Source organism: Aequorivita vitellina (assembly GCF_022008365.1).
Classification (GTDB): domain Bacteria; phylum Bacteroidota; class Bacteroidia; order Flavobacteriales; family Flavobacteriaceae; genus Aequorivita; species Aequorivita vitellina.
Genome location: NZ_JAIRBA010000030.1, coordinates 1 through 26,489, shown reverse-complemented (window position 1 = coordinate 26,489; position 26,489 = coordinate 1). Strand labels below are relative to the sequence as shown.

26 protein-coding genes and 1 tRNA gene are annotated in these 26,489 nt (G+C 35.0%); 7 read left to right on the top strand and 20 right to left on the bottom strand.

The window, feature by feature from the left end; translation table 11 throughout:
* The first annotated feature begins 237 nt into the window (after nucleotides 1-237).
* Entirely contained in the window at nucleotides 238-1,461 is a 1,224-nt protein-coding gene (locus K8089_RS13350; protein WP_237603795.1) for an MDR family MFS transporter, read from the top strand.
* A gap of 7 nt (nucleotides 1,462-1,468) precedes the next feature.
* On the opposite strand, the gene K8089_RS13345 is transcribed toward K8089_RS13350, so the two are convergent.
* Nucleotides 1,469-1,666, bottom strand: a complete 198-nt coding sequence (locus K8089_RS13345; RefSeq protein WP_237603794.1) for a DUF1328 domain-containing protein — start codon at nucleotides 1,664-1,666, stop codon at nucleotides 1,469-1,471.
* 97 nt (nucleotides 1,667-1,763) lie between these two features.
* The gene (locus K8089_RS13340; protein ID WP_237603793.1) at nucleotides 1,764-2,207 is read right to left on the bottom strand and encodes an Lrp/AsnC family transcriptional regulator; all 444 of its coding nucleotides are present in this window, start codon (nucleotides 2,205-2,207) and stop codon (nucleotides 1,764-1,766) included.
* A 122-nt stretch (nucleotides 2,208-2,329) separates the two neighbouring features.
* On the opposite strand from K8089_RS13340, the gene K8089_RS13335 reads away from it, so the two are divergent.
* A complete protein-coding gene (locus K8089_RS13335; RefSeq protein ID WP_237603792.1) occupies nucleotides 2,330-2,725 on the top strand; it encodes a hypothetical protein in 396 nt (131 codons plus the stop codon).
* 230 nt (nucleotides 2,726-2,955) lie between these two features.
* On the opposite strand, the gene K8089_RS13330 is transcribed toward K8089_RS13335, so the two are convergent.
* The gene (locus tag K8089_RS13330) at nucleotides 2,956-6,381 is read right to left on the bottom strand and encodes a methylmalonyl-CoA mutase family protein (protein ID WP_237603791.1); all 3,426 of its coding nucleotides are present in this window, start codon (nucleotides 6,379-6,381) and stop codon (nucleotides 2,956-2,958) included.
* 164 nt (nucleotides 6,382-6,545) lie between these two features.
* Here K8089_RS13330 and K8089_RS13325 point away from each other — a divergent pair, with 164 nt between their 5' ends.
* The 3 genes from K8089_RS13325 (at nucleotide 6,546) to K8089_RS16710 (ending at nucleotide 8,518) form a co-directional block, all read left to right on the top strand.
* On the top strand, nucleotides 6,546-7,445 hold the full coding sequence (locus tag K8089_RS13325) for a T9SS type A sorting domain-containing protein (RefSeq protein WP_237603790.1): 900 nt from the start codon (nucleotides 6,546-6,548) through the stop codon (nucleotides 7,443-7,445).
* Between the two features lie 127 nt (nucleotides 7,446-7,572).
* Nucleotides 7,573-8,235, top strand: a complete 663-nt coding sequence (locus tag K8089_RS13320) for a DUF4197 domain-containing protein (RefSeq protein WP_237603789.1) — start codon at nucleotides 7,573-7,575, stop codon at nucleotides 8,233-8,235.
* Nucleotides 8,236-8,335: 100 nt separating this feature from the next.
* On the top strand, nucleotides 8,336-8,518 hold the full coding sequence (locus K8089_RS16710; RefSeq protein WP_269352097.1) for a Lacal_2735 family protein: 183 nt from the start codon (nucleotides 8,336-8,338) through the stop codon (nucleotides 8,516-8,518).
* Here K8089_RS16710 and K8089_RS13315 read toward each other — a convergent pair whose 3' ends face one another.
* The 7 genes from K8089_RS13315 to K8089_RS13285 all read right to left on the bottom strand — a co-directional run bounded on the left by K8089_RS13315 (nucleotide 8,519) and on the right by K8089_RS13285 (nucleotide 17,097).
* The gene (locus K8089_RS13315; RefSeq protein ID WP_237603788.1) at nucleotides 8,519-9,298 is read right to left on the bottom strand and encodes an ABC transporter substrate-binding protein; all 780 of its coding nucleotides are present in this window, start codon (nucleotides 9,296-9,298) and stop codon (nucleotides 8,519-8,521) included.
* Complete coding sequence (pyrF, locus tag K8089_RS13310; protein WP_237603787.1) at nucleotides 9,285-10,106, bottom strand: orotidine-5'-phosphate decarboxylase; 822 nt, start codon at nucleotides 10,104-10,106, stop codon at nucleotides 9,285-9,287. The genes K8089_RS13315 and pyrF overlap by 14 nt, the downstream gene beginning before the upstream one ends.
* A 23-nt stretch (nucleotides 10,107-10,129) precedes the next feature.
* Nucleotides 10,130-11,206 carry a peptide chain release factor 1 gene (gene prfA, locus K8089_RS13305; RefSeq protein ID WP_237603786.1) on the bottom strand — a complete coding sequence of 359 codons (1,077 nt, stop codon included), beginning with the start codon at nucleotides 11,204-11,206 and terminating at the stop codon, nucleotides 10,130-10,132.
* Nucleotides 11,207-11,330: 124 nt separating this feature from the next.
* Nucleotides 11,331-12,335, bottom strand: a complete 1,005-nt coding sequence (locus tag K8089_RS13300; RefSeq protein ID WP_237603785.1) for a DUF3078 domain-containing protein — start codon at nucleotides 12,333-12,335, stop codon at nucleotides 11,331-11,333.
* A gap of 10 nt (nucleotides 12,336-12,345) precedes the next feature.
* Complete coding sequence (locus K8089_RS13295) at nucleotides 12,346-13,524, bottom strand: AIR synthase related protein (protein ID WP_237603784.1); 1,179 nt, start codon at nucleotides 13,522-13,524, stop codon at nucleotides 12,346-12,348.
* Nucleotides 13,525-13,818: 294 nt separating this feature from the next.
* Nucleotides 13,819-16,005, bottom strand: coding sequence for a glutamine synthetase III family protein (locus K8089_RS13290; protein WP_237603783.1), 2,187 nt, complete (start codon nucleotides 16,003-16,005; stop codon nucleotides 13,819-13,821).
* A gap of 138 nt (nucleotides 16,006-16,143) precedes the next feature.
* On the bottom strand, nucleotides 16,144-17,097 hold the full coding sequence (locus K8089_RS13285) for a calcium/sodium antiporter (protein WP_237603782.1): 954 nt from the start codon (nucleotides 17,095-17,097) through the stop codon (nucleotides 16,144-16,146).
* Nucleotides 17,098-17,261: 164 nt separating this feature from the next.
* Between K8089_RS13285 and K8089_RS13280 the strand changes: the two genes are divergently transcribed.
* Complete coding sequence (locus tag K8089_RS13280; RefSeq protein WP_237603781.1) at nucleotides 17,262-17,414, top strand: SsrA-binding protein; 153 nt, start codon at nucleotides 17,262-17,264, stop codon at nucleotides 17,412-17,414.
* On the opposite strand, the gene K8089_RS13275 is transcribed toward K8089_RS13280, so the two are convergent.
* On the bottom strand, nucleotides 17,411-17,923 hold the full coding sequence (locus tag K8089_RS13275; protein ID WP_237603780.1) for an adenine phosphoribosyltransferase: 513 nt from the start codon (nucleotides 17,921-17,923) through the stop codon (nucleotides 17,411-17,413). The two genes, K8089_RS13280 and K8089_RS13275, sit on opposite strands and share 4 nt — an antisense overlap.
* Before the next feature lie 73 nt (nucleotides 17,924-17,996).
* Between K8089_RS13275 and K8089_RS13270 the strand changes: the two genes are divergently transcribed.
* Nucleotides 17,997-18,070: transfer RNA gene (locus tag K8089_RS13270), tRNA-Arg, on the top strand.
* Nucleotides 18,071-18,348: 278 nt separating this feature from the next.
* Here the strand turns inward: K8089_RS13270 and K8089_RS13265 are convergent.
* The 9 genes from K8089_RS13265 to K8089_RS13225 all read right to left on the bottom strand — a co-directional run bounded on the left by K8089_RS13265 (nucleotide 18,349) and on the right by K8089_RS13225 (nucleotide 26,160).
* Nucleotides 18,349-18,885 (bottom strand): DUF4468 domain-containing protein, encoded by a 537-nt coding sequence (locus K8089_RS13265; protein WP_237603779.1) that lies wholly within the window; start codon nucleotides 18,883-18,885, stop codon nucleotides 18,349-18,351.
* 131 nt (nucleotides 18,886-19,016) lie between these two features.
* On the bottom strand, nucleotides 19,017-19,604 hold the full coding sequence (locus tag K8089_RS13260; protein ID WP_237603778.1) for a hypothetical protein: 588 nt from the start codon (nucleotides 19,602-19,604) through the stop codon (nucleotides 19,017-19,019).
* Nucleotides 19,605-19,624: 20 nt separating this feature from the next.
* Entirely contained in the window at nucleotides 19,625-20,269 is a 645-nt protein-coding gene (locus tag K8089_RS13255) for a hypothetical protein (RefSeq protein WP_237603777.1), read from the bottom strand.
* Between the two features lie 16 nt (nucleotides 20,270-20,285).
* Nucleotides 20,286-21,206 (bottom strand): DUF6371 domain-containing protein, encoded by a 921-nt coding sequence (locus K8089_RS13250; RefSeq protein ID WP_237603776.1) that lies wholly within the window; start codon nucleotides 21,204-21,206, stop codon nucleotides 20,286-20,288.
* Nucleotides 21,207-21,250: 44 nt separating this feature from the next.
* Nucleotides 21,251-22,723 carry a DNA primase family protein gene (locus K8089_RS13245; RefSeq protein WP_237603775.1) on the bottom strand — a complete coding sequence of 491 codons (1,473 nt, stop codon included), beginning with the start codon at nucleotides 22,721-22,723 and terminating at the stop codon, nucleotides 21,251-21,253.
* 3 nt (nucleotides 22,724-22,726) lie between these two features.
* Nucleotides 22,727-23,020, bottom strand: a complete 294-nt coding sequence (locus K8089_RS13240) for a helix-turn-helix domain-containing protein (RefSeq protein WP_237603774.1) — start codon at nucleotides 23,018-23,020, stop codon at nucleotides 22,727-22,729.
* Nucleotides 23,020-23,361, bottom strand: a complete 342-nt coding sequence (locus tag K8089_RS13235; protein ID WP_237603773.1) for a helix-turn-helix domain-containing protein — start codon at nucleotides 23,359-23,361, stop codon at nucleotides 23,020-23,022. The genes K8089_RS13240 and K8089_RS13235 overlap by 1 nt, the downstream gene beginning before the upstream one ends.
* 99 nt (nucleotides 23,362-23,460) lie before the next feature.
* Complete coding sequence (locus tag K8089_RS13230; RefSeq protein WP_237603772.1) at nucleotides 23,461-24,837, bottom strand: hypothetical protein; 1,377 nt, start codon at nucleotides 24,835-24,837, stop codon at nucleotides 23,461-23,463.
* Between the two features lie 72 nt (nucleotides 24,838-24,909).
* Nucleotides 24,910-26,160: a tyrosine-type recombinase/integrase gene (locus tag K8089_RS13225; protein ID WP_237603771.1), complete on the bottom strand. Its 1,251-nt coding sequence runs from the start codon at nucleotides 26,158-26,160 to the stop codon at nucleotides 24,910-24,912.
* Nucleotides 26,161-26,489: the final 329 nt, after the last annotated feature.

Sequence of the window (26,489 nt, the reverse complement as noted above, 5' to 3'; positions counted from 1 at the left end):
AGTAAAAATATAAAAAAGACAATTAGTGTTTCTTTTTATTCAGAAATAATTTTTTTCACTACATTTGGTTTTTAATTTATATAAAATGATTCGCAACACATACACCATTCGCACCTATCAGGTTATTTCAAGAAAGAAATGCCGGCGATGTATGTATTGAACTCAATAACGATAAAATTATTCAATATAAAAACGTCTCGGCTTTAACCGGGACGTTTCCTTTTTATAGAACCTAGTATGATAAAGATTTATAGCAATTATATGGCAAATTTTCGCGGACTCTCGCGAGAAATCTGGCTTTTGTCTTTGGTTACTTTTATAAATCGTGCTGGGGCGATGGTAATTCCTTTTTTGTCGTTATACCTTGTAAACGTTGAAGGTTTTACGTTGCCGCAAGTAGGTTGGATTATGTCTTGCTTCGGGCTTGGATCTCTAGCAGGAACGTATATTGGTGGCAGATTAACCGATACTATCGGTTTTTACAAAGTAATTATTTCAAGCCTTTTTTTGGGCGGTGTTGGGTTTATACTATTACAGTTTCTAAATACTTTTTATGGTTTTTGCATTGGTATATTTATCTTAACACTAATGGCCGATGCCGGACGACCTGCAATATTTGTTGCGGCAGACACTTACAGCAAACCGGGAAACATTACCAGATCTATTACGCTTATTCGATTGGCTATAAATTTAGGTTTTTCCATCGGGCCTTTGGTGGGTGGTTTAATTATAGCACACATTAATTACACTTCCTTATTTTGGATTGACGGACTTACTTGTATGCTAGCTGCTTTTGGTGTATTTCTACTTTTACAACCCAAAAAACAAAAGAATAAAAATGAAGTAAAAAGCATAACGGTTAAAGAAGGAATACCACCTTATTTAAACAAACTTTTTATTTTATTCTTCGTAATAATGGTAGCGAATAGCTTGGCATTTGTTCAGTATTTTTCGGTAATGCCCATCTATTATGAACAAGTTCATTTTCTCTCTGAAGATGTTATAGGCTGGTTGTTATTTATTAACGGAGCGACAATTGTAATATTTGAAATGCCACTGATAGCGTGGTTAGACCGGAAGCAAATATCTAAAACAATGGCAACTTTTTGGGGGATTTTCTTTTTAGGTTTAAGCTTTTTGGTATTAAACCTCACGAGCTGGAGCGGAATATTGGTAGTAGCCATGCTGCTAATGACGTTGGGCGAAATGATAGGTTTCCCCTTTTCAAACGCCCTCGCTCTTGAAATGGCCCCCAAAGGAAGAAAAGGTAGCTACATGGGGCTGTATAGCATGAGTTTCAGTTTTGCGCATTTAATAGGCCATAATGGAGGAATGAATTTGGTGAATAGCTTTGGATATTTTAGCACTTGGACTGTTTTTTCAATCTTCCTGCTTTTTATAGCTTTATTGACTATTTGGCTTTATTTTCAGCTGAAAAAATCGGAGGCTGGTAAAGTGTAATATCGATTTATAATTTGGGTGTTTTTTTTACATTGCGCTTTTTACGCGAAACTATTATTGCATCTAAACATGAAATCATCAATCCAATTCCAGCGAAAAGACAAAGAAGCCTAACAATTTTATCGCCCGGAAATTCCAATCCTGTGAAACCCAAAAGTGCGGTAGCTATAGTAACAATTAGAAAATGGAAGGTGTAATTTTTCATCGAAATTTATTTTTTCATTTAAAATTTCAACTAAAATAATCTGAAACAAAATATTTTATTCTTAAAAAGAATTTAATTAGTATCAACTTAACACCCCTTATTTAAGCATTTTTAAATCGTTATTTTTAACCACGTGCGATAGAACGATCTGCGTTTTTGTTTCGCCGTAAATTATTAACTGGTCTATAAACGCTTCCAAATGTTTTTGATTTTTAAGTACTACTTCCATCACAATATTTTCGTTTCCAGTGATGCGGTAGCAATTTAAAACTTCGTCGTAGGTTTTAACCACGTCTAAAAAAGGTTTCAGTTTTCCCATAAACGCTCTAAGGGTAATAATGGCTTTAAATTGATATCCAGCCTCAAATGGCGAAACAACCGTATAATAGCCAGTAATCACACCCGAATCTTCCATCTTCCGAATACGTTCCGAAACAGCTGGCGAACTCATCCCTATTTGTCTGCCAATTTCCGTATTGGGTTGGCGTGCATTATTTTGAAGACAATTTAATATTTTCCAATTTAGAAGATCAATACTCATATTAAAGTTTATTACAAATAATTATTAATAATTAAAGCAAATATACATATTAACTTTAATGTCGATTGCAAAATGTGCGTTGTAGTGCTTAAATTTGATACGCTTTAAAAAAGAAAAATACAATGTCTAATCCTTCGTTTGGTAAAAATTCACATTCGGCTATTTATGCCAAAGCATTAGATATATTTACATTAGCAAGAAATATATCTTCATATATTAGTCATGATTTAGCACCCCTGCACAAAACCGGCACCGAAGATCCAAATATTTATTTTACGGGCGATATTGTGCAGCAATCTGTATCATTGGGGCCGCAAATTCTAAAAGCTGAAAGCCAGCCTTTTTCCGAAGAAAAACACAAATATGCAGCTTCTGTATTGCGGTTATCAAATTTACTCTATAAAAATTGCGAACGTTTGGAAAGAGTGAATAGCAACGGAAAAGATTTTCTACCATTACTTCGGAAAGAATTAAAGAAGTTCAGAAAACTGCAACATACCTGGAGATTAACGCTCTAAATTACACCTGTTTAATTTCTATTTTTCTTTCTGCTGCTCACGATAAAGCACAATGAAGAATTTCGGCACTTCACAGCGCAAACAAACTACTTCAACAATTATTGAAACTATTCTGTTTCGCGAAAAATTTTAAGTTTTTAAGTGAAACTTACATTTGTGATAATTATCTAATTTTTCACAATCGTGAGAATTATCACAAATGCAAGTATTGTTTAAATTTACAAACGTCTTTACATATTTCGTCTATATTGCCCTCCTACTTCAAATAAGCCTTCGGTTATTTGACCTAAGGAACAAACTTTAGTAGCGTACATTAATTGTTCAAACATATTTTCATTGTGGATGGCAGCCGACTTTACTTTTTCAAGTGCATCTTCCGAGCTATCTTCATACATTTTATGAAGATTTTTTAACGTTTCTATTTGCACCTGCTTTTCTTCTTCGGTTGCACGAATCACTTCGGCTGGAAGAACCGTTGGTGAGCCTTTGCTACTCAAAAATGTATTAACGCCAATTATTGGGAAATCTCCATTGTGTTTCAAGGTTTCATAATACAAACTTTCTTCTTGAATTTTACTGCGTTGATACATAGTTTCCATTGCGCCCAAAACGCCTCCACGTTCGGTTATGCTATCAAATTCTTTTAAAACAGCTTCTTCAACCAGATCTGTTAGTTCTTCAATAATAAATGAACCTTGGATTGGGTTTTCATTTTTAGCTAGTCCCAATTCCTTATTTATAATTAGCTGAATAGCCATTGCGCGGCGTACACTTTCTTCGGTAGGGGTAGTAATCGCCTCGTCATAAGCGTTGGTGTGCAAGGAGTTACAATTGTCATAAATAGCGTACAAGGCTTGTAGCGTAGTGCGAATGTCATTAAAATCAATTTCCTGCGCATGTAGCGAACGACCTGAAGTTTGAATGTGATATTTGAGCATTTGCGCGCGTGGGTTTGCACCGTATTTCTCCTTTAGTGCTTTCGACCAAATTTTTCTGGCTACACGACCAATTACTGCGTATTCGGGATCAATTCCATTACTGAAGAAAAACGAAAGGTTTGGTCCAAATTCGTTTATATCCATGCCGCGGCTTAAGTAATATTCCACATAAGTAAAACCATTGGCGAGGGTAAACGCAAGTTGTGTAATAGGGTTGGCGCCAGCTTCTGCAATATGGTAACCACTAATGGAAACCGAATAGAAATTTCGCACTTTTTTCTCAATAAAATATTCCTGCACATCGCCCATTAAACGCAGCGCAAATTCCGTGGAAAATATACACGTGTTCTGTGCTTGATCTTCCTTTAAAATATCGGCTTGAACGGTTCCGCGCACTTGCTGTAAGGTTTCGTATTTAATTTTATTATACACGTCTAAATCCAGTACTTGATCGCCCGTCACTCCAAGGAGCATAAGCCCTAGACCGTTATTGCTTTCAGGAAGTTCGCCGTGGTATTTAGGGCGTTCAATTCCTTTTTTCTTATACATGGCGGCTATTTTCTTTTCTACTTCTGCCTCCAACTGGTTTTCAATAATGTATTTTTCACAATTCTGATCGATTGCCGCATTCATAAAAAAGCCTAACAACATTGGTGCAGGTCCATTAATAGTCATACTTACCGAGGTCTTAGGGTGACTTAAATCAAAGCCCGAATAGAGTTTTTTGGCATCGTCCAGACAACAAATTGAAACGCCGGCATTTCCAATTTTCCCGTAAATATCGGGTCGTAAATCTGGATCGTTTCCGTAGAGGGTAACACTGTCAAAAGCTGTGGAAAGCCTTTTGGCTGGCAAGCCCATGCTCACATAGTGAAAACGGCGATTGGTACGTTCTGGGCCACCTTCGCCAGCAAACATTCTTGCAGGGTCTTCTCCCGTTCTTTTAAAAGGATAAAGTCCCGCGGTGAAAGGAAATTCTCCCGGTACATTTTCTTGTAGCACCCATTTTAAAATATCGCCCCAAGCTTGGTATTTAGGCAAAATAACTTTTGGAATTTGGGTGTGCGATAGGGATTCGCTATGTGTTTTTATATTTATTTCCTTTCCGCGAACTTTAAAACTATAAACTGGATTTTTATACTTATTTACCTTTTCATCCCAGCCTGTAATAACTTCCCAGTTATACGGATCTAAATTTAATTTTTCGCGATCAAACTCAGCGAGTAATAATTTTAATAAATCGCTATTATTTTCTGAAGTATTGATAGATTCCGAATCAATTCCGGCCTTATCAAGCGTGGGTTGTTTTCCCGAAACAGTTTCAATTGTTTTAAAAATTCCGAAGAGTTTTTGCGCTACTTCGGTTTGTTCTGAAGCTTTTTTATCGTACGCTCTATTGTTTTCGGCAATTTCAGATAAATACCGCGTGCGAGCCGGTGGAATAACAAAGACCTTTTCTTGCATTTCTTCAGAAATATGAAAATCGCTGTGCAACTTTGAATTGGTATTTTCAGCAATTTCTTTCATAATTGCTTTGTAGAGCTTATTCATTCCCGGGTCGTTAAATTGCGAGGCAATAGTGCCATAAACCGGAAGTTCATCATGCGGTGTGTCCCACAATTGATGATTGCGAACGTATTGTTTTTTTACATCGCGAAGCGCATCCAACGAGCCGCGTTTGTCGAATTTATTGATTGCCACCAAATCGGCGAAATCGAGCATGTCTATTTTTTCGAGCTGGGTGGCGGCACCAAATTCGGGAGTCATTACATACAGTGACACATCGCTGTGTTCAATGATTTCGGTATCGCTTTGCCCAATCCCTGAGGTTTCAAGAATAATCAAATCATATTCGGCAGCTTTTAAAACTTGGATAGCTTCAGCCACATATTTAGACAGTGCCAGGTTGCTTTGCCGAGTTGCCAAACTGCGCATATAAACGCGTGGCGAATTAATAGCGTTCATTCTAATACGGTCGCCAAGCAAAGCTCCACCTGTTTTTCTTTTGGAAGGATCTACCGAGACAATTCCAATGGTTTTTTCGGGAAAATCGACTAAAAATCTTCGCACCAATTCATCTACAAGCGAAGATTTTCCTGCGCCGCCTGTTCCGGTGATTCCCAAAACAGGCGTTGTAATATTTTTATTTTTAATATGAATTTTATCGAGGGCGTCTTTTGCAACTTCGGGGAAATTTTCGGCCGAAGATATTATTCGTGCTATTGCACCTATTTCTTTATTCGGTAATTTATCAACTTCACCATTTAATTTATCGCCTATTGGAAAATCAGACAACTCCACCAAATCGTTGATCATTCCTTGCAGTCCCAATTCGCGTCCATCGTCTGGCGCGTAAATGCGGGTTATGCCATACTCCATTAAATCCTTTATTTCTGACGGAAGAATAACGCCGCCACCGCCGCCAAAAATTTTTATATGGCCAGCCCCTTTTTCCTGCAGCAAATCATACATATATTTAAAGTACTCGTTATGACCCCCTTGATACGAAGTCATAGCAATTGCATTAGCATCTTCTTGAATAGCCGTATTAACAACCTCTTCCACACTTCTATCATGACCTAAATGAATAACCTCAACTCCTGTAGATTGAATAATTCTACGCATAATGTTAATGGCGGCATCGTGACCGTCAAATAGTGATGCTGCAGTTACAATTCGCACTTTATATTTTGGTTTATAAGGACTTATCTTCTCCATAGTGTTTATTTGAAATTTTGTGAAATGCAAATTTAGTCAAATCTTAACGAACATAATACTTTAGCTCACTATTGATATCACAAAAAAATCAAAATTCTATTGCGTTATTTTAATAATTTTGTATATTGCAGCATCAATATTAAACAATTAAAAACTTAAACATTATGAAAAAAATTTACTTATTGGCTTTTGCTATAGGAGCTTTCACTTTTAGTGCGAACGCACAATTTTTCAATGACGACATGGAAGGATACTCTACTGGTCCTGTTCATGAAGACCATTGGTCTAGCTGGAGTGGCGCTGCTGGTCCTGAAGATTTAGTAATTACTACCGACCAAGCATTCTCAGGTTCACAATCAGGTTATATTAGTGACGACGGTGTTCAAGATGCTATGTTGTTATTAGGAAACCAAACTTCTGGACAATACACACTTTCTTGGTATATGTACGTTCCTGGTGGAAAAACTGGTTACTATAACATCCAAGAAGATCAAGACACAGGAGCTTCAGGAGGAATCTGGGGACTTAACGTACACTTTAACATGGACAACTTAGCTCCTGGTACAGGTTACGTTGTAGATGATGCAAACCCTGCAAACATTGTTGCTACTTTTACATACCCTGAAAACTTTTGGTTCCAACTTACACACGAAATTGATTTAGATACTGACACTGTTGTTATGTCTATCGATGGTACTGAAATCTACAATGGAGATTTCTATACTTCTGGTGGTAACTTAGGTGGAGTTGACTTTTTCTCTATCGACGCTAACAACCAGTACTACTTAGATGATGTTGTTTTTGAATCTGCTACAAGTGGAGTTGAAGATTTCGCTGCTGGTTCTTTCAGTGTATATCCTAACCCAGTAAAAGATGTATTGACTATTAGCACTAAAACTGCTGTAGACAATGTAACAGTTTACGATGTATTAGGTAAAGTTGTTCTTACTCAGCAACCAGGAGTTATCTCTCCTAAAGTTGATATGAGCGGTCTTGCTTCTGGAGCTTACATGGTTCAAGTAACTATTGGCAATGCTACAAAAACAGTTAAAGTTCTTAAATAAGAATCTTTAAAATTTTTTATAAAAAGAGCCCTTCAATTTTGAAGGGCTTTTTTATATTTGAAACTCACGTAATTCTAAAAACATGGTCTTAAAAAAAATATTTCTTTTCTGTTCTCTATTTGTTGTAATGTCGTGCGCAGAATTGCAGCAGGTAGTTAACACGCTACCTACACAAACAGGTACAGACCCGACCATGATTGCAAATGGATTAAAGCAAGCGCTAAATTTTGGGATTGAAAAACAAGTTTCTAAACTAACCAAAGAAAATGGTTTTTACAGAAATCAATTAGTAAAAATAATGTTGCCTTCAGAATTGCAAAAAGTAGATCAGACATTACGAGACATCGGCTTGGGCAGTTTAGCAGACGAAGGCATCAAAGCATTAAATAGAGCCGCAGAAGACGCTGTAAAGGAAGCTACGCCTATTTTTGTAAATGCCGTAAAACAAATTACGTTTACCGATGCAAAAAATATTTTATTAGGCCCAAATAACGCAGCTACCAATTATCTGGAACAGCGAACATCCACCGCATTATATTCAAAATTTAATCCAGTTATAAAACATTCTTTTTCTAAAGTTGGAGCAGATCAAATTTGGACCAATATTATAACAAGATACAACTCAGTTCCCTTCGTTACCAAAGTCAATCCAGACTTAACAGATTACGTAACAAACGAAGCGTTAAATGGTGTTTACAAAATGATTAGTATTGAAGAAAAAGAGATTCGTACCAATATTGCGGCAAGAACCACCAATCTTCTCAGACAGGTTTTTGCTTTACAAGATTAAGTAAACAAAAGCTCCAAACTCCTTTGTGATTTTCTTAACCTCTTATTAATAATAAGTTACCAAATGCAATCTTATCTTTGTATGTTGTAAAAATACAATCATGCTAAGCTTATTTAAAAGGAAATCTAGAATTGAACTATTAAAAGAAAAGTACAGACTATTAATGAAACGTTCTTTTGAAATGTCTCTTAAAGATTCTCGAAAAAGTGAAGATGCCCACAAACAAGCTGATAAAGTATTCCGAGAGATTCAATATTTATCGTTTAAACAGGCAGATAAGTAACTATACATTATGCAAAGTTTTGAAATAGCTGAATGCCTCGGTTAAACGCGAACCGTACCAGCTAAAGAATTCGCCATCTACTAGTTTCACTTCAGTATTAAATTTATTTCTAAACACAGCCACATCCTTCTCCTTAAATGGATAGGGTTCTGTAGAAAGCAAAATTAAATCTGCGTTAATAAAATCTGCAGTCTTTACTTCTGGGTAGCGCGGCTGGTTTTTTGAATATATATTATCGAACTTATTTTCCTGCAATAAGCAATCTATAAACGTTCCCCGTCCAGCAGCCATATACGGGTTTTGCCAAATTAAGTACAGCACTTTTTTATAACTTAAAGGCTGAATAAATTCACGGTGATTTTCAACTTCAGCATTAATTTTGGAAATTAATTTTGAAGCTTCCATTTCCACCTTAAAGATTTCACCAAAAGCAGAAATTACGGCTAGCGTATCCGGAATATTTTCAATATCACTAATCCATACCGGCGCAATTTTCTCCAAATCTTGCACCATCTCTTTGGTGTTTTCCTCTTTATTGCAAATAATAATATCTGGCTGTAACAACTTAATTTTATCGAAGTTTACGTTTTTGGTTCCGCCTACTATTGTTTTTTCGTCTTTTAAATTTTCTGGATGAATACAGAATTTAGTGACGCCCACAATGCGATTGCGCAAACCAAGGTCTACCAACAATTCAGTTTGGGACGGCACCAATGAAATGATGCGCTGCGGAATTTTTAAAAGCTTTACAGTTCTATTTAATTGATCAATGAATTCCATCGAGAATAGTCTTCATTTCAAGTTGCATTTTTTCAGCCTGCTTAGCAGCGACCTCTGCAAAATTAGCTTCTTGTGAAGCATATATTATTCCTCTAGAAGAATTTATAAGCAAGCCAATATTTTCAGCCATTCCGTATTTGCAAACTTCAGTAAGGCTACCACCTTGCGCGCCAACACCGGGAACTAATAAAAAGCTTTTTGGAACGATGTTGCGAACCTCAGCGAGATACTCCGCTTTTGTAGCGCCAATAACGTACATTAAATTTTCACTATTTTTCCAGTTTTTTGATGTCTTCAAAACGTGCTTATACACTTCATCATCTTCAACTTTTTTAGTTTGAAAGTCAAATGCACCTTCATTAGAAGTAAGCGCAAGCAGAATGGTGTGTTTGTCCTTAAAATTGAGGAAAGGTTCTACAGAATCTTTACCCATATAAGGCGCAACCGTTACCGAATCAAAACCTAAATCTTCAAAAAATGCTTTTGCGTAACGGGAAGAAGTATTGCCAATATCGCCACGTTTTGCATCTGCAATAGTAAAAACTTCTGGATAGTTTTCATTTAAATATTTAATAGTCTTTTCTAAAGATTTCCAGCCTTGAATACCATAGGCTTCATAAAAAGCTGTATTTGGCTTATAAGCGACGGCAAATTGATGGGTCGCGTCTATTATAGCTTTGTTGAAGGAAAAAATAGGGTCTTCTTCATTTAAAAGAAAACTCGGGATTTTATCAAGATCTACATCTAAACCCACACATAGAAAAGAGTGCTTTTTTCTAATTTCTGAAACTAATTTTTCTGTAGTCATTTTTTTTTCAGAATATTGAAACTTTAAAATGTTTCGCCTGTTTCTTTAAGTTTTTCAGTATTACTAACAAGTTGAAGTTCGTCAACAATTTCCTGAATGTCTCCATTCATAATATTTCCGAGGTTATACAAAGTAAGATTGATACGGTGATCTGTCACGCGACCTTGCGAATAATTGTAGGTTCTAATTTTAGCACTTCGGTCACCACTTGTAACCATTGATCCGCGTTTTAATGCATCTTCAGCCTGCTTTTTCGCCAACTCTAAATCGTACAACCTTGAACGAAGTACTTTAAACGCTTTCTCTTTATTTTTATGTTGCGATTTTTGGTCTTGACATTGCGCCACAATACCGGTTGGAACGTGCGTTAAACGCACTGCCGAATAAGTTGTGTTTACAGATTGCCCACCAGGTCCTGAAGAGCAGAAAAAATCTACGCGTACATCTTTTGGGTTAACTTCTATGTCAAAATCTTCGGCTTCTGGAAAAACCATAACCGTTGCAGCACTCGTGTGTACTCTACCTTGGGTTTCGGTTTGTGGTACGCGCTGCACACGGTGTACGCCTGCTTCAAACTTGAGGGTTCCGTAAACATCTTCGCCTTCTATTTCAATATGTACTTCCTTAAAACCTCCGCTAGTACCTTCACTAAAATCTATAATATTAGCTTTCCAGCCTCTACTTTCGCAGTATTTTGTGTACATTCTTAAAAGGTCGCCCGCAAAAATACTTGCTTCGTCGCCACCAGTTCCAGCTCTAATTTCCATTACTGCATTCTTGGCGTCTTCGGGGTCCTTGGGCACTAAAAGAAACTTAATTTCTTCTTCTAATTTAGGCAAACGCTCTTTCGCTTCTTCTTGTTGCATTTTGGCCATTTCAACCATTTCAGCATCGCTACCTTCGGCTATAATTTCTTCAGCCTCGTTGATATTAGCTGTAAGCTCTAAGTATTCTGATCGTTTATCCATCAAAATTCTCAAATCTTTATACTCTTTGTTTAATTGAATATAACGCTTTTGATCGCTAATTATATCGGGTTGAATAATAAGGTCGCTTACCTCGTCAAAACGTTGTTTTATTATTTGAAGCCTGTCTAACATAGAAATTTTATAATGAGTGCAAATTTACAATTTTTTAATCGATAATATTTCGATTGAAAATATGATATTTTGAAATGATAAATCTGCTGAATTCTTAGTTTGCAGCAAAGGGGATACTGGAGAATTAAGATGTTTCTTTTGTTTGAACTAGTTTATCAAAATCGATAACTACGCCAACGCCAAGAATTTGTTTCCATTGAACGGTTGGCCCTTCACTTATAATTTCCTCGTTTGTAATTTCGTTTCGAGTAGATTCAACTTTAATATCATTGTCATATCTAAGGTGTGAGCCCAATGTTGCTTTCACAAACTTATTGACTTTCATGTCTAGTTGCAATTCCCAATCAATGTCAATATTTCCAAAACTATTTAAATAATCTGTATATAATCTTAAATAGCTGTTGAGTTCAATATTTTCAAAAAGTTTTTCTTCATACTTATTAGTCAACAATATTCCTACTTCTTGTTTAACGCGACTACCAGAGCTAAGCATATTTCCATCTTCGTCGAAAATGGCTGGGTTTACCCCAAACGCACCTTTATTTGCTAAATAGTCATCGAGTACAAAAGTGGTTTTTATAGTGAACGGCGATGCGTAAAAAGACAATTGTTCTATTTTCTTGCCATACTCCATCCCCATTCCAAAAAACATATATCCTGGAGCCAAAAATCTAGAAATAGCTTCTTCCGTATTTGGGTATTTATATCCGTTAGAAAATTGCGTATTAAAACTAAGCCGCGCAGAGTAAAACCAATTGCTAATAGAATCTGTTTGCAAGACTAAATTAGAATTTAGTTCAATAATATCCTCCGTTTTTTTAATACCATTATCTTGTTGTTTGTTTAAACCGTATTTCAAGTTTAATACTGAATTCCAAGACCACTTTTCGGTTTTAAATTTTGCCGCAGATTTCCCCGAAATTATCCCCGAGATAGAGTTTGTTCCACCCGAATTCCAATTTGTAAACGACACCTGATTTAGCAATAAACCAACTTCACTTTTTGATTTCCAACCTAAGTGAAGTGTGTCTTTTTCTATATGCGCTAAGAAAAGTGAATTTACATTTGCAAGTATATTATTGAAACTAAACAGAAATAGCGTAAAGATTATATAAAAGGTATTCTTCATATTAACGAAATTAGTATGTGAAAGTGCCGTTCTCGCCGCTTATAGTAAGCTTTTTATTTTCTGATGCTTCTACCCTACCCACAATTTGCGCATCAACATTAAATGATTGTGAAATCTTAATAATTTTACTTGCTATTTCTTCAGGCACATAAAGCTCCATTCTATGCCCCATGTTAAACACTTGGTACATTTCTTTCCAATCTGTTTTACTTTCCTCTTGTATCAATTTGAAAAGTGGCGGAACATCAAACATATTGTCTTTTATAATATGTAAATTTTCAATAAAATGAAGAATTTTTGTCTGCGCGCCTCCGCTACAGTGTATCATTCCGTGGATTTCTTTATTACTGAATTGCGTCAATATTTCTTTAACAATCGGTGCGTAGGTTCGCGTGGGCGAAAGCACCAATTTTCCAGCGTTTATGGGGCTATTTGCTACAACATCATCTAATTTTTTTGAACCTGAATACACAAGTTCAGAAGGTACGGATGCGTCAAAAGTTTCGGGATATTTATTGGCTAGATATTTTTCAAAAACATCATGTCTGGCAGACGTTAAGCCGTTACTGCCCATTCCACCGTTGTATTCCTTTTCATAGGTTGCTTGCCCAAAAGATGCCAAACCAACAATAACGTCGCCCGGTTTTATATTTGCATTGTCCACCACGTTACTTCGCTTCATTCGGGCAGTAACAGTAGAATCAACTATAATTGTTCGCACAAGATCGCCCACATCTGCAGTTTCACCTCCTGTGGAATGAATGGTAACCCCAAATTTTTTCATTTCAGAAATCAACTCTTCGGTACCGTTAATGATTGCCGAAATGACCTCACCCGGAATTAAATTTTTATTTCTTCCTATAGTTGAAGAAAGCATAATATTATCAACTGCACCTACACAAAGCAGGTCGTCAATATTCATAATAAGTGCATCTTGAGCAATTCCTTTCCATACCGAAAGATCGTCTGTTTCTTTCCAGTATGCGTACGCTAGTGAAGATTTCGTACCAGCACCATCGGCGTGCATTATGAGGCAATAATCTTTATCACCAGTTAAATAATCTGGAACAATCTTACAAAATGCGTTTGGAAACAATCCTTTATCTACATTTTTAATGGCCTTGTGCACATCTTCTTTTCCGGCCGAAACACCTCTTTGTGCGTAACGTTTTGAAATTTCTTTACTCATTGGGTTTGGTTATAGCTGCAAAAGTACGGATTAAAAAAAAGCCCACAAAGGTAGTGTCTTGGGGTTTTTATAAATAGCGAAGAATAATCAGAATTGCTATTATGCTTTTTTTGAAACTGTACTTCAAATTATTAAATCACCACATGGAATTAATATATTTTTTTAACAATAAACACGGTATTATTTAAATTGAAAGGTTACCACTTCAGAACCTTTTTGTCATTTAAAAGTAAAAACCGTCCAACAAAAGCTAGACGGTTTACAGCATATTAAATAGCCTGTTTTAAGTATAAATTATTTAGTAAAAAGCAACTCGCGGTATTTTGTTAACGGCCAAAGTTCGTCATCAACAAGCAACTCGAGTTTATCGCAGTGATAACGGATTACTTGGAAATACGATTTCACCTCATCGCAATAAGCAAAAGCTCTTTCAACTGGGTCTTCAATTTTGTTTGCTTTTCTACGAGCGTCAATCATTTCGGTAATACCTTTATTAATTTTTGCTATGTGTTCGCTAATTTGTTCTATAAGTTGCATTTGTTCGCCAGCCAAACTCTTAAAGTCAGTTCCGTAAATATTTTTTAACCCCTGAACATTTTCAATTAAAATATTTTGATATTGAATAGCTGTTGGAATAATGTGGTTTCTAGCAATATCTCCCAAAATACGTCCTTCAATTTGAATGCGCATCGCGTAATCTTCCATTTCAATTTCATAACGCGCCTCCAATTCAACTCGGCTCATAATGCCAAGACCTTCAAATAGTGCGACGGTTTTTTCAGAAACTTTTGCTTGCAAGGCTCGCGGCGTTGTTTTATGATTGCTCAACCCGCGTTTTTCGCCTTCTTTTTCCCAAGCTTCGCCGTAACCATCTCCTTCAAAACGAATTCGCTTTGAATCTTTTATATATTCCTTTAAAACATTGAAGATGGCATCATCCTTCTTCATTTTCTTGTCCTTAATTAAAACATCCACTTCAGCTTTAAAAGCAATAAGTTGGTTCGCCACAATAGTATTTAAAACCGTCATTGGGTTTGCACAATTGGCAGTTGACCCAACAGCGCGAAATTCAAATTTATTTCCTGTAAAAGCAAATGGCGAAGTACGGTTTCTATCTGTGTTGTCTAATAAAATTTCTGGAATTTTACCAACTACATTTAACTTTAAATCTGTTTTCTCCTGTGGAGAAAGTTTTCCGCTAGTTACTTTTTCCAACTCGTCCAACACTTCGGTCAATTGTGACCCGATAAATGCCGAAATAATTGCCGGTGGTGCTTCATTGGCGCCCAAACGGTGGTCATTACCTGCACTTGCAATAGATGCTCTAAGCAATTCTTCGTGATCGTTTACGGCTTTAAGCGTATTAATGAAGAAGGTTAAAAACTGAAGATTCTTCATAGGTGTACTGCCAGGTCCCAAAAGGTTAACGCCCGTATCGGTTGCCAACGACCAGTTGTTGTGCTTTCCGCTTCCGTTTACATTCGCAAAAGGCTTTTCGTGAAACAACACTTTAAAATTATGCTTGTCAGCTATTTTGTGCATCAAATCCATTAATAATGAATTGTGATCTACAGCCAAATTAGTTTCTTCAAAAATAGGAGCCAATTCAAACTGGTTTGGCGCAACTTCGTTGTGGCGCGTTTTTACCGGGATTCCCAAAAGCATGCATTCTGTTTCTAAATGACGCATAAAATTTAAAACACGTGCTGGAATAGAACCGAAATAATGATCATCCAACTGCTGTCCTTTTGCTGAAGAATGTCCTAATAAGGTTCTTCCAGCCAACGAAATATCTGGACGGGATGCCGCCAATGCACTGTCAACTAAAAAATATTCTTGCTCCCAACCTAAAGTGGCGGTTACTTTTGTTACATTCTTATCGAAATATTTTGCCACTGCTGTTGCAGCATTATCAATAGATTGCAAGGCACGCAGCAAAGGTGTTTTGTAATCTAAAGCTTCGCCCGTATATGAAACAAAAACCGTGGGAATACATAATGTTGTGCCGTAAATAAATGCAGGTGAAGTAGGATCCCAAGCAGTATAACCACGCGCCTCAAAGGTATTTCTTATCCCACCATTCGGAAAACTTGAAGCATCCGGTTCCTGTTGAACCAACTGCCCACCGCCAAATTTTTCTATAGCTTGACCATTTTCTATGGTTTCAAAAAAGGCATCGTGTTTTTCGGCTGTTGCACCAGTTAAAGGTTGAAACCAGTGTGTGTAATGTGTAGCGCCTTTGGCAATTGCCCATTCCTTCAATCCTGTTGAAATGTGGTCTGCAATGTGACGTTCTATTTTAGAGCCATTTTCTATAGCATCCATAACGCTTTTAAAAGAATCCTTGGTAAGATACTGCCGCATAGCAGATTCTCTAAATACGTTTTTTCCGAAAATATCGGAACGTCTCTCTGTTTCAGAAACAGGTACTGGAACCCTATTAAAGGTTTCCTTAATTGCAAAAAATCTTAAAGTTGACATCCTTGTGTTTTTAGTTTTACGAGGCAAAAATAGAAAAAACACAAATACACCCCCTCAAATTGAATGGTTAATTTACACGAATTGACAAAAAACTTATGAACACCCCCTAAATTTTTAGGATTTCACAGAAATACTGAGTTATTTTAAAATTGTCATCCCAATAAAGACGGCATACGCTCCTAACAAGAAAATCCCTCTTTTTCTACCAAGTTCAAAGGATTTTGGAAGAAATGCTAATGGAACTAAAACCCCAGCAAAACCAATCATCCAGAAAATATCGTTGGTAAGCACTTCTTCACTCTTTAATACTATAGGCTGAATTATTGCAGTAATTCCCAAAACAGAACAAATATTAAAAATATTTGACCCTATTAGGTTTCCAAGCGAAATAGCCTTTTCCCTTTTTAACGCGGCAATAACTGAAGCTGCAAGTTCGGGAATACTGGTTCCAACTGCAATCATAGTTACGGCAATTACCCGTTCGCTAACACCAAACTGTTCTGCTAAAGAAACGGCACCACTTACCAAAAACTCACTTCCCGCATACAACGACACAGCGCCTATTAGTAACCAAACAATAATTTTAAAATTTGATGTTTTAGACAGTCCTTCGTCAATACCATCATCAACTGGCATGGTTTCTCTTTGCCCTTTTGCCCGCTTAATTAAAATCCAGAGATACACAAAAAGCATAAGTAACAAGGCTACGCCCTCAGAATGGCTTATTATACGACCACTTTTCAAAATAAAATAAAGCGCAATGGATACAACCATAAGTACGGGCCAATTGAGCTTGTAAAAATCCTTATCTATTGCCAAGGGCGAAATAATTGCGGTAATACCTAAAACTAGCCCAATATTGGCGATATTGGAGCCAAGGACATTTCCTATTGAAATATCAGAAAATCCATTATGTGCAGCCTGTAAACTCACCAAAAGTTCAGGTGCCGAAGTAGCAAAAGAAACTACCGTAAGCCCAATAACCATTTTTGAAAGATGAAGTTTGAATGAAAGCGCTACGGACGACCGAACTAAAAATTCGCCACCAACAACTAACAAAACCAAACCTAGAAAAAGAAATAAATAATCCATCAAAATTTATTTGTGGGCGAAGATAGTAAATGCCAAAAAGAATCTTTAGAAAATTTATTACTATCCTTATAATGTATTGGTCTTTGTCTCTATATTAGGTTTTAACTTCAATTTTTAAAAAAATCATTTCAAATTGTTTATTTTCATACATTATTTTAAACATCATGAAGAAGACGTTTTTCAAATTTCTTTCAAAAGTAAATAGTAAAGTTCTTCCTAGTTTTACTAAACAAGGGGTAGATTTAGCGAAGGCCACTAAATTACAAATGGCTATTTTCGCCTATAAATTATGGGTTACTAAAAATGCGCTAGATTAAAACTTCAGTAAAGATTTTACGGGTTTATTTTGTAATTTCTTAATTCCGTTTAAAAATTCAATTTCAAGCAAAAAATTACATTGCACAACTACGCCTCCCAAACCTTCAATTAAATTGCACGCCGCCTTTGCAGTGCCACCCGTGGCCAAAACATCGTCGTGAAGCAACACACGCTCTCCTTTTAAAATAGCATCTTCGTGAATTTCAAGGGCGTCCATTCCATATTCTAATTGGTATGGCTCTTTCAATGTTTTATACGGAAGCTTGCCCGGCTTTCTAACTGGCACGAATCCCGCATTAAGTTTTTGCGCCAAAAGTGTTCCGAAAAAAAACCCGCGAGACTCAATGGCCGCTACCTTATCTATTTTTTGATTTTCAATCATTGCCAATAACTGCTCAACACAACTTTCCATCGCCGCACTATCTGCAAGCAAGGGCGTAATGTCTTTAAAATGGACACCAGCTTTAGGGAAATGTTCAATATTTCTAATATATTTGTATAAATCCATTTTTTTCGGGTTTTAATTTGCCTTGCAATTTAAAAAGAAATATATTTGCACCCGCTTAAAGCGATAATAATTTGGCCTTGTGGCGCAACTGAATAGCGCACCTGATTACGGCTCAGGAGGTTCCAGGTTTGAATCCTGGCAAGGTCACTAATAAAACCAGTACTTTACAACGTTTTTGTAAATACTGGTTTTTTCATTTGCATACTTTTTGCACACTTTTTTAAATTTACGTCTGTTTAGACACTAAATTATTTTTATTTTTTTTAGGGTACATTTAATACATTAACTACATTGTTTTTTTACCGTTACCAAAACAATTCTTACGAGAGCAAATACGCCTATTCCAATTTTATTTTTGAAAAGTTATTTTAAAAAAAAAGAGCCACCCACGAGGTAACTCTTATTTTTCTATTTCAGATTTTATACTACCAATCCTTATCTACCTTTGACGTTTTACCACTAACATAATTGTATAGTGAGAGGGAAAGTTCATTCATAGTTTGCTCTATACTGGGAATAGCATCATCATAAGCCTTTCTAACTTCGCCACTTTTTTTGAAAAAAGAACTATAAGTATAAAGTGCTCGTTGACCACCAGGAACGTAGAACTGTCCTACTATGTATTCAAGACGATATTTACCATCTTTAAAGGAAATTTCAATAGTATACTCCATATCCATAGTTTGCTTAATTCCTAAAGATTGCCACCAAAAAGCACTATTTGCAAATCCATCAATTCTAATTTTCTCATCTGTAATGTTCGCCTTTAAAACTTTATCAGGGTTTTTGTAGGTTTCTTGAACCCAATTAAGTGCTTTCTTATAAATATCTGAAGCGGTTAAACTGTCAACCTCAACCACAATAGGCTCTACTCCATTGGGTGTTATTTTTAATTGAGGGATGTCTTGTGCTAAAACAATGCTTGAAGATAATACAGCAAGCAATAAAATGATTTTTTTCATTTGAAATACATTTAGGTTAATAATGGTTTAGTGGGGAGAAATTCAAATATAAGGTTTTTTATAATACCCTTAGTAATAATCTGTATACGCATGACTGATAGGGAAATATAATTTTAGATTTACTCTCTAATTTACAATATCATTAAACGCTCAATTTCCCTGTAATCTATTCTATCAGATTTTTCAATTTCCTTTAATAATTTTAGATAGCGTTTTGTTGGTTTTCCTTTGTAGAATTTACGGAAATTCTTACTGTATAATTCTGAATAGTGTTTATCATTATCAAAATAAGCACCGTAAATCATTTCCATTTCACGCCATTTTTTACTGTATGTCTGCTTTTCGTACATACAGCCGTTAAAGGCTTCACGATGCAAAAAATAGCCGTCAATACTGTATAGTATTCTACATCGTTTATTAGTATTTGGACAAATGAAATACCAAATTTCGCCTTTACCTAAATTTGATTGTACCGTGTCTAAATAAATACGATAGTTTCGGGGCTCGCCATTACATTTATAATCTAATTCAATATAAGGGCATTCATTTTTTGTATTGGTTTCAAATGAAATACTGCCTGTTTTATTGCCGTTCTTACTCCAGGTAATAGTACCACGTTGAATTTTATTAGGGTTGAGGTAGCCGTGTTTATTCAAATAGGATGCTTCTAATCTTAAAGCATCATCAAATAGTTTAGGGAATGTTGCAAATTTTGGCATAGTTTGAAAAGCTGTGAAACCTAAATCTTTAGGGAATATCTTTTATTGATTTGTTCGTCAAAAATCTGTAATCTTCTTACATCGTGGTATCTCATTTCATTTCTTAGTTTTGTCAGGTATTTTAAATCTTTGGTAGGTTTGCCCTTGTAGTGGGTGTTACGGTGTTTTTCCTTTAATTCAGTTTCAAGCTTGTCCACTTTTTTTTTTAAATCGAAATAGCGGTTATTATGATAATCGGTCTTTGAAGACTTTTGACAACTGTAATAAACTCTTAAACTGTACTTAGTTTCGTAATATTCCCTATTTATAAATTTTGGTTCGCCATAAGCTGAAATTAGAATACGGGAACGCTTCCAGCTTTCAGGACAAAGAAAATATAGGATTGTACCTTTTCCTAAATTACTTTGCACCTCATCAATTTCAATTTTATAATCATAGTCGGTACGCTTTCCGTTTCGGTCGGTAACTGCATACATCAAACGCAAATACTTTTCCGTTTTGCCCATTCGGCATCTGAAATTAACGGCTTGTCCGCTTGTCCAGTTTATAACGCCCCACGTTTCCGCATTTCTTACTATGTATTTTTCCCTTAGCATAAATCGCATATCAATACGGCAACTGCCCGAAACGGTTTCTGCATAGAATAAACCTTTTATCTTTCTCATTTTTTAACCTTAATCATTAGGACAACTTTACTAAATAATCTGCAAGGTCTAAACCTTGTTGCTTTTCGGTTTCCGTTGCTTTGTCCTTTAAAAGTGTTGAGGTTCTAAAGGTCGCTAACGAGGTAAGCTGTGATATTTTGTCATTCCATAAATCAAAACATTTAAGGTCGGGAAACAGTACCACGTTACGCCCTTTTAGTACTTTGGTTTTCGCTTCGTTGAGGTTGTTAGCACTTCCACACGCTAACCAAATAAATTCAGGCAAATAGACACTTGAAATAATGGCTGTTTTTTCGCTTTCAACTATTGCAACTGGTTTAGTGGCATCACTATTTAATAAGTGTTCGCCAAAGTAACATTGTTCTAAATTGAAGCTGTCAAGTTTTAAAGCCTTATGCACCCAGTTAATATGATTATAAGGTTCTTTTACCCTTTTGCCGTTAGTAGCATTGTAAAGCATAATTTTACCGCTTCTAATAGCGTTATTTTTGTCAACTTGCCAAAATATTGTTGAGCCGTTCCAATGTTTTGAAGTACCAATATTGTATAAATCTGCCAAATAATAAGCTACTTCATAACTCCAAAGACTGGCTAAATAATCAATAAAATAATTAGGGCTTTTACTGGCTTTACTTTTACGCATTACCTCAACATCAATAAAACTGGTTTTGGGTTTTGGCTTCGGCTTTACCCTTGCTGTAACCTTGTGGTTAATTGAGGTATCAAATGAAATATTATTATCTTCAAAATATTGTTTTGGTGTGTAATGATAACCACACTTTACAAGCCTGTTACACTTACCTACTGTATCGTTAAGGTGTTCGGCTGTATGGTTATCAAGGTATTTAGTAAACACGCCTTTTTTATTGCAATTAGGGCAATGATAACGGGTTTTCATTCCGTTGTATGGTTCTAATGTATATCTGTAATCATTCATACTGCTAAATTTTATCTTTTTTAGAGGTACATTTTATACACTATCTACATTAATTGTCTTTCAATATAAACGGCATTACCATACGATTTCCGTTCAACTGTATAACCATTTTTTCTTAATCGACTTGAAAAGGTACGGTTTGAACAAAGACGATAACCACTATCTAAACAATAGGTTTTATATTCAGCAAAAACATCTTTTAATGGTCTGTCTTGTTCAATAGATCGCTGGTAATTTTCATCTTCCAAAAACATCATTACGCTGTCGCTTTCTTTTTGGTACTCCAATACTTCATTTTGAACAATCTTACTTTGTGTAAAATCCTTGTTTTTGAGTAGTTGAGTTAAGCCATTTAGAACCCAGTTAAACACTCCAGATAATTCTGTTTCAATAATACGTTTTGATAGTTCCTTATCTTGTTTATTTGGTGGTATGGTAACTCTAAAAGGTAGAATTATAAACCTGCGAAAAAAAGCATTTGTATTTTCAACTTCTTTAGGCAATTCATTACAGTTAAACATAAATCTTGCATAGTCTGAAATGATTTGAGTGTTCTTATACAATAGCCTTGCTTCTACTGGCTCGCCTGATATTAGAAGTTTAAAAATATTACTTTCAAGTTTCCCGTTTATCTCACTTGCATAGTTGAGCAATTTATTTACTAACATAGCCCTTGAATTTCCATTTTCAGCCGTTAAGGATTGTAAAGAATAGTTTGCAACATTTTGAGTGCCTAATAAAGCCATAAGAATCTCAAATAAAACGCTTTTGCCATTTGCACCAGTACCAAATAACAATAAAACCTTTTCAAGTTTTAAAACGCTATTCTTTACAAATATGTAACCTAAATATTCTGCAAGTATGTTTTGTAATTCGGGTTCAGGCAATACCTCATCTAAAAACTTTTTAAACTGTGGTGCTTTGGCTTCACTATCATAAGCAAAGGGTAATTGATAGGTTAAAAAATCGGACTTCTTAAACGGTCTTAAAAACTGTTTCTTTGGTGTTATTTCAAACGTGCCATTGTGGAGGTTTATTAAAGTAGTTCCGTTTGTTGGCTTAATTTCTTTAAGTCCGGCATCTGCAATAAACTGTTTATACAATTCATCTTTAAAAAGGTGGTGTTTCGCATCAAATTTATCTACTCCCATTTTTAGAGCAACATCGCCTAAAAAGTCTTTAAAAACCTCATCGCTTACATTTTCCCAGTATTCGGAATTAAACAAATAAATAAATTCACTTTTACGGCAAAGACTAAACCCGTTTTCATTTACAGTCTTTAAAAGCAACTCGATACAAGCGACTAAAAAATGTTTCTTTTGTAGCTTGTCTTTATCGTTATCCATTTTGCAATATTCCCTAAAATTGACTGGCTCAATACCTTTAAGCATTTCACTTAGAATATTTTCAACTTGGTTTTGCTTTAGGTGTTCTTTGTCCATTTTTAAGGCTTCTAACAACGTTTCTGTTTCGTTTACCACTTCATCAATACCAATACTTGTTTTTTCTTTTTTCATAGCTTAAAACATCTTTAATTGGTTCGACTGTGGAAAGTGGTTTTTGTTGGTGGTTATGTACCACGCCAAATGATTTGTTATTTTGCAATAACCTTTTTTTACTTCAGCTAATAAGCCTTGTTTTTCCAAATCCCTTTTATAGCGTGTAATACATTTTTGAGGTATTCCCGTTGCATCTGTAACCATTGAAGCCGTTGCAATATGATTTTGCAAATAGTTAAATATGGTTTTTAGTTGGGTGCTTTTATTTGTAGTTTTGCCTTGTCTTTTATTCGGGCTGTTATCGTGATTTTCCATTATTTCAGCCCTTTATTTTTGTTCGACAAATACGCATCTGCATCCGCTTCAACTTCTTTTAAAGTTTTCTGCTTTCCTGTTTTAATCCAGTCTATAATCTCGGATTTGAAAAAATATAAACGGTTTCCCTTTTTGTGGTATGGTATCTCGTTACGTTGAACGTAACCGTAAAGGGTTGGTTTAGTTAAACCTGTAATTGGTACAACTTCATCAAGTTGTATTGGTGTTTCAATTTCGGGTTTACTTTGAGCCTTGTTAAGTAGTAAGGCTAAAATTTCGCTTTGTACTTTTTGAAGTTCAGCGACTGCGTTTGGCAGATTTTCAAATTTTAATGTTTCCATTACAGTAAATTTAGTTGTTTACTGCATAGATATTTGATTGTTAAGGTGTCTGAAATAAGTTAGTACAACAAGTACAACTTTAGTAGAAATAGTATAGCTTTAGTATGTTTTACTAAAGTTCGTAATTAGTTTTTTGGTGTCAAAACCTATAAAATAGTTCCCTAATAACTCTACATAATTTTGTTGCTTTCCGTATGGTTTCCCTGCAATATCTTTATAATAATTGTAAAACACTTCTTGAACTTTTTTATTCGTTGACTTATTATGTATTGTTATTCTTCGATTTGGTTTTTGCTTTTCTTGAAAGGCAGAAATCAGATAATCCTGTAAAGTGGTTTCATCGATGTATTTTGTTTTAACAAGTTTATCAAAAAAATATTCATAAACCTTGTTAGCCTCTACTTGATCAAAATTATTTATAAATGTAAAATCGGGTTGGCTTGGTGGTAAATCTTTTAATTTTGGCGTAATTTTTTTTATAAACCTCATTTCTTGTTTGAACCACTTTTTTAAAACCTTGATATAATCTTCACTTTTTGAGTTAGGCATTTTACTTAATTCTAAAGCCTGTAATTTTCTATGCTGAACTAATAAATCTATATCAATCTTATCTGTATTACTTAATAAACCTTTTTCATAAAGTGTAGCGCCGTTAATGTTGGATATAATGTTTTGGGTTATTTGAAGTAAATAAACCGTTAGGCTCTCATTAGTATGTTTTTCGTTTTCAGTTGTGCCTAAATATTTATTGTAACGTGTTCTACCAGTTTGCAAGGGTATTACCCTTTTAAACTTTGGCTTCAAATTTCTGAAATATGGTAAATCAAAAGGGAACGCTTTAAACCATTCATCGTATTTTGTAAGTAAAAGATTAAAATCTGTACGGTTAACTTCTTCTAACGGCTCATTTTCAATATCGATTAGTTTTATTACTTTATTCATTCGGGTTCTAACCTCGACAATCGTAATTTTATCAGATTTAATTTCTTTTTCAATGTTCTTTAATAACCTCATTAAAGCACTATAAAAAGTTGATAATTGAAACGGTTCGCCACAATCTGAAGGCATTTTACCGAAACTTTCAATACTATAATTTAGATACGCTATTATATCACTATACCAATCTTCACTGTCGAGGTTATTAATAATGTGGTGGTAAGAGTACAAAACTTTATCTGCTATCATTTCAGCAATACCGTTAAAGTCAGTTATGTTGAAGTAGCCTTTATTGTTTAGGTTCTTATGATTATCACAACAATTCGGAAAATCTTTTACAATCTCATTAATTTCATCAATTAAGGTTAAACGATGTTTACGACAATTTTCGCAACTTTCTAAACTATGCTCTCCCTTAGTTGGTTCGGTTGCAAAAGGCACTTCATACACGTTTACATCGGCTTGTATAATTGGGCTATCTAAAAAAGAATATTTGTGCTCTTTTAAATTGCCAAGTAATAATAACTTTTGTCTATTCATTTTGTCTTTTATTCTGTGTAGGTAATGTACTAAATGTAGGACTAAAAAAATAAAATATTTGTCAACATAACTTTAAAAGTCAAGTAAGGAATTAGCAAACTCCTTTTTCGCTTCATCTTCAAAACCTGCAAAGTAGTTTTTTGTAACGCTGAGGTCGCTATGGTTTAAGGCTTCACTTATAAACTCCATACTTGCCCCTTTTCGCAATGAATTAGTAGCAAATGAATGTCTTGCCCAATACGTACTAATATCATTCGGCAAATCGTTTCTTTTGGCTATTCTTTTAATATGGTCATTTATTAAGCGAGTGAAGTTTTTAATTTTCTTGTACTGTTTTTCGGCTGTGTCTTTAGAAGATATGATATTAAACACAAAACCAGTTTTTGACTTATTGCCATACTTTGAAATAATACCTTTTGTAAAGTCCGTTAAGTAGATTACTATTTCTGTTTTTTCGGCTGTCTTATCAAATGTTTTAGCCCTGTAATAAGAAAATTTTTCGTCTTTAATATCTGAATATTTTAAAAGCGCAATATCTTTAAAATTCATTCCATTACTGGCATAACTAAAAAACCAAAAATCCCTTGCTTGTTGTTCGTTATCATTTAAAACCTCAACATCAAACAACGTTTTAAGCTGAATAGAGTTTAAAGCCTTTTTTACTTTTTTGGTTCTTGGTATTTTGTATTTGTTTTTACCAAAAGGGTAATTGTCTTTAATGATGTCGTTATCTTCAATTGCGTTATTAAAAACTACTCTTAAAGTTCTTGTATAAATTGCAACGGTTGTATAGCTTTTGCCGTTAGCTATCATAAAATTTTGATATTCTTTTAACCAGTCAACCGTAATCATATCAAAAGTTAGTTTTTCAACTTCACACTTCTTTTTGAGTTTGCTAAATTTCGCTAATGAATTGAGGGTACATCTATAACTTTCAGCCGTTCCAATTTTATTGTTATCCCTATTCTTTTGAATAACTAAATCAAAATGATACTTAACATTATTTTTATCAGAAGATTTGCGAAATAGTTTAGTTTCAAATTTAGCAAAGTCAAAAACAGTCATTTCCTTTGCTTCATTGTTTGCCCTTGTTTCTATTGCTTGAAGTTTTAAACGTGTTTCATTATTAGAACCTCTTAAATTTTTGTTTTCGGCATTTATCCAAATGGTTTCAAATTCATCATTTGTTAAATCAATATCTAAAGAGTAAAGTTTTACTTTCTTTGAATTACCTGACTTACTGTAAACCCTTAGTTTAACAGGGAATTTACCGTTTTCTTTTGCTCGCCTTTTATCTAATACTATCGAAATGTTATAACTCATCGCTTTGTCTTTTATTTACAACAAATATAATCATTTGCACACTATTTGCACACTATTTGCACACTAATAGTATTAATAAACAGATAACAGATATTAACAGAAAGTAGTATATTTGCCATTATCATTAGGGTTAATGAATTTTTAGGTAATCACTAAATAACTAACAAATAATGAAATTTCTGATTACGGCTCAGGAGGTTCCAGGTTTGAATCCTGGCAAGGTCACTTAAATTGAAGAGGTCGTCTAAAAACTAATTAGGCGGCCTTTTATTTTATGCGCTACTTTTTAAGACCTTTCCCGGATTGGGTTATTGAGTTAATTGTTATTG